This window comes from Persicobacter psychrovividus (assembly GCF_036492425.1).
GTDB lineage: Bacteria > Bacteroidota > Bacteroidia > Cytophagales > Cyclobacteriaceae > Persicobacter > Persicobacter psychrovividus.
In genome coordinates, this window is record NZ_AP025299.1 from 15,937 (window position 1) to 31,138 (window position 15,202).

General features: G+C 44.2%; 5 protein-coding genes. 4 read left to right on the forward strand and 1 reads right to left on the reverse strand.

The window, feature by feature from the left end:
- Positions 1–605 precede the first annotated feature (605 nt).
- Positions 606–920, forward strand: a complete 315-nt coding sequence (locus AABK40_RS22275) for a hypothetical protein (RefSeq protein WP_332922888.1) — start codon at positions 606–608, stop codon at positions 918–920.
- 147 nt (positions 921–1,067) lie between these two features.
- Here the strand turns inward: AABK40_RS22275 and AABK40_RS22280 are convergent, their stop codons facing one another.
- Positions 1,068–1,787, reverse strand: coding sequence for a DUF2490 domain-containing protein (locus AABK40_RS22280; protein WP_332922889.1), 720 nt, complete (start codon positions 1,785–1,787; stop codon positions 1,068–1,070).
- 978 nt (positions 1,788–2,765) lie between these two features.
- On the opposite strand from AABK40_RS22280, the gene AABK40_RS22285 reads away from it, so the two are divergent.
- The 3 genes from AABK40_RS22285 to AABK40_RS22295 all read left to right on the forward strand — a co-directional run bounded on the left by AABK40_RS22285 (position 2,766) and on the right by AABK40_RS22295 (position 15,116).
- On the forward strand, positions 2,766–3,803 hold the full coding sequence (locus AABK40_RS22285) for a PfkB family carbohydrate kinase (protein WP_338399446.1): 1,038 nt from the start codon (positions 2,766–2,768) through the stop codon (positions 3,801–3,803).
- A 155-nt stretch (positions 3,804–3,958) separates the two neighbouring features.
- Entirely contained in the window at positions 3,959–4,630 is a 672-nt protein-coding gene (locus AABK40_RS22290; protein ID WP_338399447.1) for a bifunctional 4-hydroxy-2-oxoglutarate aldolase/2-dehydro-3-deoxy-phosphogluconate aldolase, read from the forward strand.
- Between the two features lie 916 nt (positions 4,631–5,546).
- Positions 5,547–15,116, forward strand: a complete 9,570-nt coding sequence (locus tag AABK40_RS22295; protein WP_338399448.1) for a T9SS type B sorting domain-containing protein — start codon at positions 5,547–5,549, stop codon at positions 15,114–15,116.
- Positions 15,117–15,202 lie beyond the last annotated feature (86 nt).

Below are 15,202 nucleotides of genomic sequence, written 5' to 3' on the forward strand. Positions count from 1 at the left end.
AAAATGTTAGGCTGTGCTTAATGCATAATTTTATCGGTCATTTTCGGCTCAATGAGCGGTTACCTTCGGGTATCAGATGTACTGAAGAGGCATTTTGTGTCAGTACTCTTTTCGGGGTAATGGGTGTGATCATGATCTGCTTGAGATTATGAATTGCTGTCCCCACTCCTTTTGTGATAAAATTCAAGTTCTCAAAATGATAACTTGCTCCTGTTATGGGGAGAATAGACGAGCGATAGAACCCGTAAATAAGGCAGGCCTTGCTTAAAGATACCTTCATCAAAAAGGGTAGTAAAGTGTCTTTGGATTTGCGATGGGCGATTTGCGAAATAATAAAATCTGTTGACAATATAAAACGGTGTAATAATTAGGAGTTGCACGACGAGTCTAATGTCGCACAGGGCAACCTGCTTCGGACCTGTTATGCATAAAATACCTGTAATGGCTGTCGGGGCAAAAGGTATGTTTCTTAGAGTGTGCCTGAAACCCAAAGTGATTTTTGATGATCATTTTTCAAGTTCTCAAAATGATAACTTGCTTTTTCAGTCTGTGAAATATTTCCTTTTTGTGGACCATTTCGGCATCTTTGTAAAAACAACAGGCAGATGTCCGACAAACTTTTAAATCCCACACATCAATTAATTGAACAGCATTTGGGGGCACTCACCAAAAATGAGGAGTTGCCAGAAGATATGCAACAACTGACCGAATGGCTGTATCATCGGGTGAAATACATGTTGGCACACGAGCAGGAACAGCTTGCACAGGCCATGTATCGTATTGACGTTGCTGAGCCATTATTTCATGAAGCGCTAAGTGGAATTCCCTCTGCTGATGTAGCGGCCAATTTGACCAAGTTGATTCTTGACCGTGAACAAAAGAAAGCCTATTGGAGAGAAAAGTACAAGAATGGAATTTAAGGATGCGCTCCAGTGTATAAAGGCCGTCCGAATATTCTTGTCGCAAAGTCCCTCCCCTCTTCCCTATCGAAAATCAGTCTAATGAATTAAAATGTACTCGGATTTTCACGTGCCTATATCATCGTCATGGAGTGTAATTAACGGCTGCTATTTGAATTTCAGTTTATGATTGAACATGAATAGCATGCGATGATCGACCATTTTGTTCTCGAAAATAATATTCATATAGCCAAATTGCATATCGATATTTGGCGTGAACTGATAGCCGACCATGCCATATAATCGATTTTGGGAAACTGCAATGTCGGGGCTTGCATCGACCATAATCTCATTTCCAATGTTTGAAAAAATGGAGCCCTGCTCGCCATTACCTTTATTGAGGGGGACTTTTACCTGAATACGGTACCGTGCGCGTTGTTTGTGTAAATCCTCTCCCTTGTCGAAATACCGGAATTCATAACGGTAGCGGTGCTGAAATTTTATCCGGTTTATTTTTGAGGTCAGTATTCCCTGAAGGGTCAGGCGATATTCCTGTTTGGCTGCTCTTGGCATATCCTCCAAAGGATAATTCCAACTCCGGTGATATTCATTCCCGATCCAGAATGTAAACTGGTCAGCAATTTTATAACCAATATAGGGGCGAATAAAAAAGGTCTGCGGATCGGTGACGGGGTTGTAGGTTCGTGTCTGACTTTCCAGAAACAATAACCATCGGTCTTTATAATGAAATGTACCATTATATATGAACCAGGAGCCGAAGTCTGGACGGTCAGTCTGCGCTACTGCGCCACCCGTGGGTGCCCATAAATACAGCATGGAAAATAAACAGAGGATCAGGAATTTTTTAATGGGTAGCGCTGGTATCATAATTAATTATCGAGTGGTTCATCAGTTGATCAAACAAGTATTTATAGAAGGAAAGTGTTCAGTTCGTCTCCCTTAGTTCTACGCAAATCAGGGGTGATTTTGCTAAAATGGATTCCTTACTAAGCATCCTTATTCGATGTGGTATTTTTGAGGATGAATAATTATTGGTCAGTCTGCGTTTTCTGAAAATAGCTTGGTCAAGCTAAAAATTATGAGTCAAAAATCCATCATTTTTTTATCAGGAATTGAGGCATGCATCAGGCGACAGCAGCATTTTATTTTTGATAAAACAGCGTGACATTTTCACCTTAATTTTAAGGAGCAATTGAGCGCATTACGAGCTGAGGGTAATCTAAGGTTTGATGCGCACTCATGATAGAAAAGTGCAGTTGGGCCCTATCACGTAAGGTGCGCCCGCGATAGGAAAAAGGAGTCTGCCTTGCCGTGGTTATGGACTCACATCATTTCGATGAATTTTGTTATTTTGCTCGTGCTGATCAACGGTGTTTAACGTAATCAGTGGGGGCAATTCAATGGTTTTTTTTGACGCTTCTGTGAGTGTCTTTGTTGTCAGCTAAAATAACTGAGCGGAGGCTGCATTTCACGGAAAAAATAGGGGTGGTTGACCATTATTATACTTTTTGGGGCTTTTGTTCAGTATATAAAAGGGTCAAATTTCAGCAGTAAGGATATAGGGTTTTGCGGAGAATTGACCTTTTAAAGTTGGTGCGCTGCCTGAGGCTACTTTAGAGGTATATTCACATTTTGAAGGCTTGCATTCTAAGGCAAAAGCGGTTAAATTGCGATCGATTGCATTTTGAAGCTCAGTGGACGATAACGATTTTTTACTGAGCGTTTAGGATGCGTGAGATGGAAAGGCCTGAATTTTCTTCCATTAGGATTTTTTAGACTCCTGTAAGAGAATGTCAGCACTATATAATTGGTTATTTTTTTATTCGTTTTTTTAAATTTTACATTATGACAAAGGTAGTCACTTTTGGAGAGATCATGTTGCGTTTGGCAACCCCTGGTTATTTGCGTTTTCACCAAGCAAATGAGTTCGAAGCAACTTACGGTGGTGGTGAGTCTAACGTAGCCGTTTCATTGGCAAATTACGGTATGGATGCAGAGTTTGTAACTCGTCTTCCAAAAAATGATATCGGTGATGCTGCGATCAAAAAATTGCGTTCTTACAACGTGGAGACTAAAAACATCGCTTTGGGCGGTGACCGCGTAGGGATCTACTTCCTGGAAACAGGTGCTGTAGCTCGTGGTTCTAAAGTCGTTTATGACCGTGCCAACTCTGCTATTGCTGAGATCACACCGGGCATGATCAACTGGAAAGAAGTTTTCGCTGATGCTACTTGGTTCCACTGGACAGGAATCACGCCAGCGTTGTCGCAAGGTGCTGCTGATGCTTTGAAAGAAGCTTTGGAAGTTGCTCAGGACATGGGCGTAACTGTTTCATGTGACTTGAACTACCGCGCTAAATTGTGGAAATACGGAAAAGCTTGTCATGAAGTAATGCCAGCATTGGTTGCTCTGACAGACGTTGTTTTGGGTAACGAAGAAGATGCTGAAATGGCATTGCATATTTCTCCTGACGGTGTGGACGTAACAGGTGGTCATGTAGATGGCGAAGCTTATTTGTCTGTATCTAAAAAGATCATGGAGAAATTCCCAAAAGTGAAGAAAGTAATCACTACGCTTCGTGGTTCTATCAACGCCAACCACAACACTTGGGAAGGTGTATTGTATGACGGTAAAACGTTGTTCAAATCTGCTCGCAAATACGATATCACGCACATCGTTGACCGTGTAGGTGGTGGAGATTCTTTCATGGGTGGATTGATCTACGGATTGAACACTTACACGGAAGATGATCAAAAAGCATTGGACTTCGCCGTAGCTGCATCATGTTTGAAACACACGATCAAAGGTGATTTCAACTTGGTAACGGTTGACGAAGTAGAGAAATTGATGGGTGGTGACGCTTCAGGTCGCGTAGCTCGATAGTCAAATCTCATACCGTACGGACGTTGCATGCAACGTCCCTACATTATTCTATTTTTAAAATTCACACCGTTTGCTATTCCTCGCGTTATTCACTTTTCATAATAATCTGTGGAAATCTGTGGACATCATAACGGTGATCAAAATATATTCCAGTAATGGCAAAATTCACAAGAATTGAAGTCGCTCAGAAGATGAAAGAAACAGGGATGATTCCTGTATTCTTCCACAAAGACTTGGACGTTTGTAAGCAAGTATTGAAAGCTACTTACGATGGTGGAGCACGTGTATTTGAATTCGTAAACCGTGGCGATTTCGCTCACGAGGTTTTTGGCGAATTGATCAAATGGGCAGCTACTGAAACCCCAGAAATGATTTTGGGTATTGGTTCTGTGGTTGATGCCCCAACAACAGCATTGTACATCCAATTGGGTGCAAACTTCGTGGTTTCTCCAATCATGAACCCAGAGATGGCCAAAGTATGTAACCGTCGCAAGATCGCCTGGTCTCCAGGTTGTGGTTCTTTGTCTGAGATTTCTCAGGCGGAAGAATTGGGTTGCGAGGTAGTGAAAATCTTCCCTGGTCAGCAAGTAGGTGGTCCTGAGTTCGTGAAAGCGGTAAAAGGTCCTTTCCCATGGTCATCGATCATGCCAACAGGTGGTGTGAAGCCTGAGCGTGAGAACTTGACAGAGTGGTTCAATGCAGGAGTTCACTGTGTAGGAATGGGATCGCAATTGATGATCAAAGATGCTGATGGCAACTTTGATTTGGAGGCGATCAAGAATAAAACAAATGAAGCTTTGATGATTATCGCTGAGCTTCGCGGATAATTAACGAATCCGTAGACAGAAGGCACTATCCCGAATTGGGGTAGTGCCTTTTTTTGGTGCGCCGTGCATGGCGATTAACTAATCGGTGCAAGTCCGTAGTGGGGGTTAGTAGTGCCAACCACATAGCAGAAGGCAAGGGTGTTTACCGTGAGGTATAATCTGAAGGAAGCTGTATGCAAATCTCTGGCCTGAGGGACACGAACATCATGAGGCAGTGTTGTCTGGATAAGTTTGCCAAACAAAACGAAGTCCAAAACTACTCGGAAGGCAATGCTGTAAATGGTGCAGGTAGATGGAGAGAAAGTTAAGTCGTCTTACCGCGGGAGGTCTCGCAGACAGTAATACCTGGTCGAAAAAGGTTTATTGCGAGAAGTCAGCAGAGGTCATAGTACATAGAGGCAATGAGCTGTAAGAACTACAGAGGTCTCACAATCTATGGAAGGACTGAATCTTGTCAGATTTTCAACTGAAAGTTACTGTAAAGCAGATGATAGCAGATGCCCGAAAGGGACTCCTTACTGGAAGATAGGACGGAATCCGAAAATAGGTAAGAGTGTTTATGCCGAAAGATAACGACAGGAAATGAAAGTCATTGAGGTTAATAATTTCAAGACAAGAAACCGCCCTGTACGGATCCGTATGCAGGGTGGTGTGGGAGGTGTACTGGTGAAAGAGGAAATTTTCTTTCACCAGCCATCTACCCGATTGCCGTTAAGAAATAGGGGGGACGGTATCAATTTTTCCTACAATTATCTGATCATAGTAATAGGGTGAGGGTAACTTTAGGGATTATTGATTGCTATAATTATAATTTTTATTCCTCATTTTAAATTGATCTAAAGTGGTGGTACACTGTTTGATATGCCATTGATTACTTTTGTTAGTCATTGTTAATCAATGAACTTTACCTACTACCATGAAAAAAAAATACAATGCCACAAGTGGTCAACAGTCTTTATGCAAAGGGTTTTTACTGCTTGTTTTGATATCATTTTACTCCTTCCTGAAAGTGTATGCTCAGGAAAGCAACATCCATTATATTCCGCCTTTCTTTTGTGAAAAGACGGTTGATGATCAAGCTCATGATTATTATGGAAAGACATGGAAAGATAATAGAGGCCGTACCCATCATGAGCACAGCGTGTCAATCACAGCAGATGTAAACGAACACTTCGCCATCCTGTCAACCAACTCAGCAAGTCCGATGACGGTCAAAATGGGTTATTATCGCAATGGTGTTTTAGTTCCATTAAAAACCTATACCATCAGCAAAAGTCACCCTGAACGAATCAAATTGGCCGATTATAAAAAGGGAGCAGATAAGGTTCAAGAAACCCCAATTTTTGGCGATAACAGGAAGGAAGACTTTAACATTTCCGATGGAAGCGGAGGACATCACAGTTCTAAAGAATTTAAAAATAAAGACCTGCTGTTGATCACGGAGAAAAACCTGACTGGCCACGTGATTTCTGGTGGTAGTTTGGTGTTCGAAGCCGCAGACCCTATGAAGACTTTCTTTGTGAACATCACCCACCTGTCATCTCCTCAGGCGGGTATTATGGCATCCAAAGGGGAGTTCGCCGCAGGGACAAATTTCTATACGGGGCATATCGTTTCCGGATCAGATAATATCGATGGCCGCCGGAATGATTTCATTTCTATCATGGCGTTGGAAGATGGTACGCAGGTGTCGATTGAGAACCTGAATGGTTTTGATTTTTACAATCCCAAAACCAAAAAATATGATTTGTTGCACAAATTGAATGGTACGCCTATTATTATGAATAAAGGGGATAGCTATGTTTTGGGCTATCACTTTGCGGATGCCATGGATAAGACCCGCTTTCCTTATGGGGTGAAGGATGTGAACAAAGCCAATGGTACACACATCTTCACCAATGGCAAAAAAATTGTGGTCAATTCGGGATCCTGGTGTGCGGGAGGGCCACGGCGTGATCAGGTAAGTAGTCGTTATGGTCATGATATTGGTATTGATCAGTTGGTGCCGACCAATTATGTCGGGCAGCGATATATTGTAGCCCGTGGTCCGGGGGAAAAAGCCTTTCCCGCCATTGAGCAAGTTATGGTGGTTGCGACAAAAGATGGTTCAACTTTGAAGGTTAATGGTCAAGATTATGATCACGGAAGCGTAAAAAATGCAGGACAGTACTGGATCGTGACAAATAATCAGTACCAAGGACAGGGCACGGATAAGTACATGTACATTGAAAGTTCATTTCCAGTTTATGTTTATCAGACTTTGGCAGGGTCAAACGAAAGTGGCCATGGGCAAAATACACCTGGAATGTTTTTAGTGCCTCGTTTGAATTGTAATGGAGCGCATGAGGTTAATATTTCTTATGCCAATACCCTTGGTTCGCCTCAGGTACGGGTGATCGCAAGAACGAATAAAATACAGTATCAGGTGAATGGAGGAGCAGAGCAATATGCCCAAAATCCTGTGAAGGTGGCTGAAACCACTGAAGCTGTTCAGGGTAGACAAGGCCAATCTGCTGATTCAATTTCGTGGTATGTATTCAAAATTTCTCCTACCAGTAAGGCTGAAAGTATTCGGGTTTGGGCGCCCGACAAGGTCAGTCCAGTAAACGTCGCATTGACCATCAGTAACAAGGATATTGGTGCTGGTGGCTTTTATTCAGGTTTTGGTACGGTACCTGAATCCCTGACGGCTCCGGATGTGGATCTGATGGGGGTGAGTGCGCATGCACCAAAAATTCAAATTAACCACCCGTCGCCAATGTACCGTTATGAGTGGTATAAAAATGACTCTTTGGTAAGTTCGGGAATGGATCAAAGTAGCTTTCAGATTACCGAACCTGCTGACTACCGCGTGGTGGCTTTGACGGCCTGCGGTAGCCGTACTTATCCTTCGAAAGTCATCTCGATCTTGCCAAATGTTAAACTGAGCAGGGATCAGATTCATGTCAAAGAAGGGACGGACACCACCTTTGAATTGGACCTGAAACGAGTGCAAGCCTACGGACGAGATATTACCTTTGATTATAAACTGGAATATGGTACCGCTTCTGATAAAGACATCAGCCTTTTAACGACAGGGCATGCGAAGATAAGCCCTCAAGACGATCATTTTCGGTTTAATTTTCAGATTAACGATGACAGGATTGATGAGCGTGAAGAGGTGGCTCATTTACATATCTTCAATGTAAAAAATGCCCTTACCGGAAAAAGGGGTAATGAACTTATAATTCCGATCATTATTGAGGACAATGATAACCCTCCGGAGGTGAAGGTCATGGTGAAAAAAAACACCGTGAAAGAGGGGGTAGATTCAAACATGAATTTTGATATCTCCCTGACGGACGCAAGAGGTAAGGTGGTGAGTTCAGACAGGGCAATAAAGATAAATTACGTTATTTTACCAACTCAGGGCGCCCATCCCGCAACCCTGAATGATGATTATGATTGTCCGGCAGGTGTTCGTGGGGCACTGACCTATGCTCCCGGAGAAACGGCAAAGCAATTGACGGTAGCAATACATGACGATCAGATTGCAGAGTTTGAGGAAGGATTTCAGTTGGTGTTGTCTCACCCGATTAATGCTTCACTGAAGAATCCTAATGGTGCTGGCTTGACCAATAAATTGGTGCAAACAGTAAAAATCGAGGACAATGATGTTGCCAGTATTGCGCTTTCCGCCAAGCCCGTAGTAGAGGGGGAAGAGGTTCATTTCAAAGGTCAGGTTTTGGTGAATGGACAGCCGGGAATTAGCGATCAGGAAATTTCCTTTCAATGTTACGTAAAGAACGGTACTGCTAAAATGGTGGCACATCGTCCGGCATCGCCAAATGGTGATCAGGATTTTATTGCAACACCTATCGAATCAACGGTAAAAGTCCCACCGCATCATACCAATTTTGATTTCGCCTCATACCCCGCTTTGGTGGATCAGACGCCCGAACCTGCTGAGACTTTTCAGTTAATTGCTGAAAACTATAAAAATGCAGATGCCACGCTTTCCACGCAAACCTTTGATGCCATTATCAATGATAAAGGAGCCAAAGGGGATTTTTATGTTCAGCCCGTTACTGTAATGGAGGGACAAAAAATGGTATTTAAAGTTATGTTGACCAAAGCGCTGGGAGGGACCATGACAGTGCATTATAATTTGGATGCCAGTCAGTCAGATGGAAGAGCTCAAGCCGGAAACGGGGCACTGACTTTCCACAAAAATGAGGTGGAGAAAACCATCGCGATAAATACAATTGATGATAATAAAGTCAATGCGGCGGGTTCGGTCAAATTAGTTTTGACTACCAATTCTCAGTTGATGGCTCCTGCTCATACAGATTTTACTGGAACCATTTTAGATAATGATGAAACACCCGATGCCAAGGACGACCTTTTCTCCTTTTTGGAAACAGACGGAGGAAATGTTTATCATGGTAATGTAGGGGATAATGATCTGGGTAAAAGTGCACATCCGATTTTTACCGTAGATGCTACCAACCTGCAAGCCATTCAGGCTCATGGTGATTTTAAATTTAATGCCGATGGCTCTTTTACATTCAAGCCATTCAAGGATTATTTTGGGAGCACAGACCTTCATTATTCTTTAAAAACAAATGTAGGAACCGCCGCAGCGGTGGCAACCATTGAAATAACCGACGTGAATGATTTTCCTGTTGCAAGTAATGAAGGCTTTACAATTGATGAAGGGCAAACGGTAACCAAAAACTTTAAAGTCTCTGGATTGGGTGATGGCGGAATTGTATATAAAATTGAAAAACAGCCAAAATACGGAAAGGTTGTGATTACAGATCCAAAGACTGGAGAGTACCAATTTACTGGGGCTCAGGATGTACATAAACAGGATCAATTTACCTATTCGGTGACTGATCAAAATGGAGATCATGCAGAGGCGACCATTACTTTTGATGTCAATTATGTCAATAATCACGCACCAGTAGCGGTGGACGATCAGCAAACAGTGGAGTCTCATTTGGCTACTTTTATTAAAGTTTTTCAAAATGATAAGGACGGTGATGGCTCAGATGTTCTGAAAAGTGAGATTGTTCAGTTCCCTGAAAAACCCCAACATGGGGTGGTCATATGCGATGCTTCTACCAATTATAAGGTAGAATATATGTCGTTTGCAGGATATGTGGGACCGGATAAGTTTACCTATAAGTTCATGGATAAAAAGGATGGTAAGGGCAATCAACTTTGGTCGAATGAAGCGACAGTGCATCTTATGGTTGAAGACAACACACCTCCTGTTTTGGTTACCCGAGATACGACCGTCTATATGGGCACCGACGGAAAGGCATTGATTGATTCGAACCTGTTGGTCAAAAGTGTTACCGATAATAGTGGATCACCTATTTTACCGAAAGTGAACCCGAGTGTTTTGACAATAGTGGGAGTAACGCAGGTTCAGGTTACCGCCACCGATCATGCGAATAACAGCGTTACCCAGCCCGCTTTGGTGCTTGTGAAGGATTCTATACCCCCATCATTGGCCCTGAAAGGACAAACACACGAACTGACAGCGAATAACCAGTTTGTTTTGAGCCCGTCCTTGCTGCATCAGCTGATCGTTTCGGCCACAGATAATAGTGGTTCGGTAGATGCAACAATTTTGCCCGCAGGAGCACCTTCAGGTACGGCCTTTACTATTAAAGGATTGAGCCCTCAATCTTCGGGTATTGATATTGGAACAGGAATTACCCTCACGGGGAAAGGCGATCATGAGCTGATTGTTTCCGTGATTGACGGATCGAATAATAAAATAGAGAAGCGGGTTACCATTACTTTGACAGATAAAACCCCTCCCGTGGTAGTAATCAATCCCCTAACCGTTCCATTGGGTACGAATGGCGCTGTAACTTTGAGCCCATCACAGATTTCGGGTCTTGGTTTGGGCACAAAAGATAACAGTGGCGCGACGCCAACATTTACAGTAGATAAAAGCCATTTCACGCATACGGGAACTTATCATGTTACCTTGACAGCGACCGACGGCTCGGGCAATAAAACCACGAAGCAGGTTCCGGTAACGGTAATCGATACGACCAAACCGGAGGCTAAAGCGAAAGATATTAAAGTCTATTTGGATAAAGATGGCAAGGTAACGATCACGCCTCAGCAGGTGGATAATGGGTCGAAAGACAACAGCGGCATCGCTCCAATTTTGACACTGGACAAGACAGATTTCACGTCACAGAATTTGGGTGTGAACCCGGTAGTTTTGATGGCGACGGACAGCTCATCGAACTTCATGACGGCGAGTGCAACGGTTCAAGTTTTGGATAGCATCGTGCCAGTGATGGTCGTTAATCCACTAACCGTTCCATTGGATAAAAATGGACAGGTCACTTTGAGCCCATCTCAGATTTCGGGTCTTGGCTTGGGCACAAAAGATAACAGTGGCGCGACGCCAACATTCACGGTGGATAAAAGCCATTTTACGCATACGGGAACCTACAAGGTTACTTTGACAGCGACCGATGGTTCGGGCAATAAAATCACGAAGCAGGTTCCGGTTACGGTAGTCGATACGACCAAACCGGAAGCTAAAGCGAAGGATATCAAAGTCTATCTGGACAAAGACGGCAAGGTATCAATCACGCCTCAGCAAGTAGATAATGGTTCGAAAGACAACAGCGGCATTGCTCCGATTTTGACCTTGGACAAGACCCATTTCACGGCTCAGAATTTGGGTGTGAACCCCGTAGTTTTGACGGCGACGGACAGCTCGAATAATGTGATGACCGCCTCAGCACAAGTTACAGTTTTGGATAGCATAGCACCAGTGATGGTGGTTAATCCACTAACCGTTCCATTGGATAAAAATGGACAGGTCACTTTGACACCATCTCAGATTTCGGGTCTTGGTTTGGGCACAAAAGACAACAGCGGGGTAACGCCAATCTTCACGGTAGATAAAAGTCATTTCACGCATACGGGGACCTATCAGGTTACCTTGACGGCGACCGATGGCTCGGGCAATAAAATCACGAAGCAGGTTGGGGTTACGGTAGTCGATACGACCAAACCGGAGGCAAAAGCGAAGGATATTAAAGTCTATCTGGACAAAGATGGCAAGGTGTCGATTACGCCTCAACAGGTAGACAACGGCTCGACAGACAACAGCGGCATCGCTCCGATATTGACCTTGGATAAGAAAGATTTCACGGCTCAGAATTTGGGTGTGAATCCAGTGGTGCTTACCGCGACGGATAGTTCTTCGAACTTCATGACGGCAAGTGCAACGGTTCAGGTATTGGATAGCATTGCGCCAGTGATGGTGGTTAATCCACTAACCGTTCCATTGGATAAAAATGGACAGGCCACTTTGAGCCCATCACAGATTTCGGGTCTTGGTTTGGGCACAAAAGATAACAGTGGCGCAACACCAACATTCACGGTAGATAAAAATCATTTTACGCACACGGGAACCTATCAGGTTACCTTGACGGCGACCGATGGCTCGGGCAATAAAATCACGAAGCAGGTTCCGGTAACGGTAGTCGATACGACCAAACCGGAGGCGAAAGCGAAGGATATTAAAGTCTATCTGGACAAAGACGGCAAGGTATTGATCACGCCTCAACAGGTAGATAATGGCTCGAAAGACAACAGCGGAATAGCTCCAAAATTGACCTTGGACAAGAAAGATTTCACGTCACAGAATTTGGGTGTGAATCCAGTAGTTTTGACGGCAACAGACAGCTCGAATAATGTGATGACCGCCAATGCACAAGTTACGGTTTTGGATAGCATCGCGCCTGTTATGAGTACGCATCCACTGACGGTTCCATTGGACAAAAATGGACAGGTCACTTTGAGTCCGTCTGAGATTTCGGGTCTTGGTTTAGGCACAAAAGATAACAGCGGCGCGACGCCAACATTTACAGTAGATAAAAGTCATTTTACGCATACGGGAACCTATCAAATTACCTTGACGGCGATCGATGGCTCGGGCAATAAAATCACGAAGCAGGTTCCGGTAACGGTAGTCGATACGACCAAACCGCAAGTGAAAGCGAAAGATATCCAAGTCTATTTGGACAAAGATGGTAAGGTATCGATTACGCCTCAACAAGTAGATAATGGCTCGAAAGACAACAGCGGCATCGCTCCAATTTTGACCTTGGACAAGACAGATTTCACGGCTCAGAATTTGGGTAATAATCCCGTGGTGCTTACCGCAACGGATAGTTCATCGAACTTCATGACGGCGAGTGCAACGGTTCAAGTTTTGGACAGCATAGCACCAGTGATGGTGGTTAATCCACTAACCGTTCCATTGGATAAAAATGGACAGGTCACTTTGACACCATCTCAGATTTCGGGTCTTGGTTTGGGCACAAAAGATAACAGTGGCGCGACGCCAACATTCACGGTAGATAAAAGTCATTTCACGCATACGGGGACCTATCAGGTTACCTTGACGGCGACCGATGGCTCGGGCAATAAAATCACGAAGCAGGTTGGGGTTACGGTAGTCGATACGACCAAACCGGAGGCAAAAGCGAAGGATATTAAAGTCTATTTGGACAAAGACGGCAAGGTCTCGATCACGCCTCAGCAAGTGGACAACGGCTCGAAAGACAATAGCGGGATCGCTCCAATTTTGACCTTGGACAAGACCCATTTCACGGCTCAGAATTTGGGCGTGAATCCAGTAGTTTTGACGGCGACGGATAGTTCATCGAACAGTAATTCAGTAACAGCACAAGTTACGGTTTTGGATAGTATAGCGCCAGTGATGGTGGTTAATCCTCTAACCGTTCCATTGGGTACAAGTGGCGCTGTAACTTTGAGCCCATCTCAGATTTCGGGTCTTGGTTTGGGCACAAAAGATAATAGCGGCGCGACACCATCATTCACGGTTGATAAAAGCCATTTTACGCATACGGGAACCTACAAGGTTACTTTGACCGCGACCGATGGCTCGGGCAATAAAATCACGAAGCAGATTCCGGTAACGGTAATCGATAAGACCAAACCGGAAGCAAAAGCGAAGGATATTAAAGTCTATTTGGATAAAGATGGCAAGGTGTCGATTACGCCTCAGCAGGTAGATAATGGTTCGACAGACAACAGCGGCATCGCTCCGATATTGACCTTGGATAAGACCCATTTCACGGCTCAGAATTTGGGTGTGAATCTAGTAGTTTTGACGGCGACGGACAGCTCATCGAACAGTAATTCAGTAACGGCACACGTTACGGTTTTGGATAGCATTGCGCCGATTATTCATGCTACGGATGTGAAAATCAGTCTTGGTAAAGATGGAAAAGCGCATTTGAGTCCATTGCAGATTGACCGCGGATCGACGGACAATACGGGTTATCCGCCGATGTTATCGGTGAATAAGGATACTTTCACGCAGGTGGGACGCCACAAAGTAACTTTTACAGTGACGGATCAGCAGGGGAACAAATCGAGTAAATCGATTGCGGTGGAAGTTATTGACCCATTGGCTCCTGTGGTGCGCACCAAAGATATTACGGTGGCGCTGGATAAAAATGGGCAGGCGAGTATTACCCCTGCTCAGGTAGATGCTGGTACGGTAGATAACAATGGGCAAACACCTACTTTGGGGCTGGATCAAACGCAGTTTAATGTGGTGGATTTAGGGCCGAATGTGGTTGTGCTGACGGCCATCGACGCGAGTGCAAATATCAGTAAATCGTCTGCCAAGGTGACGGTTATTGATACCCTTGCGCCAATAGCAATTGCCAGGGACATTTTGCTGGTGTTGGATAAAAATGGACAGGTCAGCCTGACTCCCGCAATGGTGGATGGCGGTTCCCATGACAACTGCGTGGTCAAGAAACTACAGGTTGATCAGCAAAAATTCACAAGCAAGGATGTTCATGCGCACACGCATCAGCTGACGGTAACGGACCAGAGTGGAAATAAAGCCTCGGCGCAGTTTACCGTGACGGTGATCGACCCGAAGGCGGTATTGCGGATCACCGATTTTCCTGAACAGATCATGAATGCACAACATTTGGTTCAATTACCCGACCTGAGGGGGACGGTGCAAGTGATTTCCAAGGATATTCCGAAGGGGACACATTTAGTACAGTTGGCACCCAAGGGCAGTATGGTGAAGGAAAATCACGGTACGGTAACGGTGAAATTCAAGTTGGTAGATAACACCACTGGGCAGGTGTACGGTATGGTCGAAGGCAGGTATCCCGTACGTTTCAGTGCGCAGGCCAGTCAGCAGGAATTACAGTTGCCCAACATGATTACACCGAATAATGACGGGGTGAATGATACCTTTAAAATTCCACACCTGAATGAAATTGAGCAGGTAAGCATGGAGATTTATGACCGATTTGGGAAGCTGGTGTATGAAAACGCCCACTATCATAATGAGTGGGGGGGTACGGAACGTGGTCCTGGACACCGATCGGAGACCTTCTATTATAAAATGACCATTGCCCACCACAAGCCTCAATCGGGTTTTGTGCACGTGGTGAAATAATATATTTGAAGATTTATACTGGTCGTAGCCATTGGTTGCGACCAGTTTTTATATTTCATTATTAACCTTCAGCACGTTATGGAATG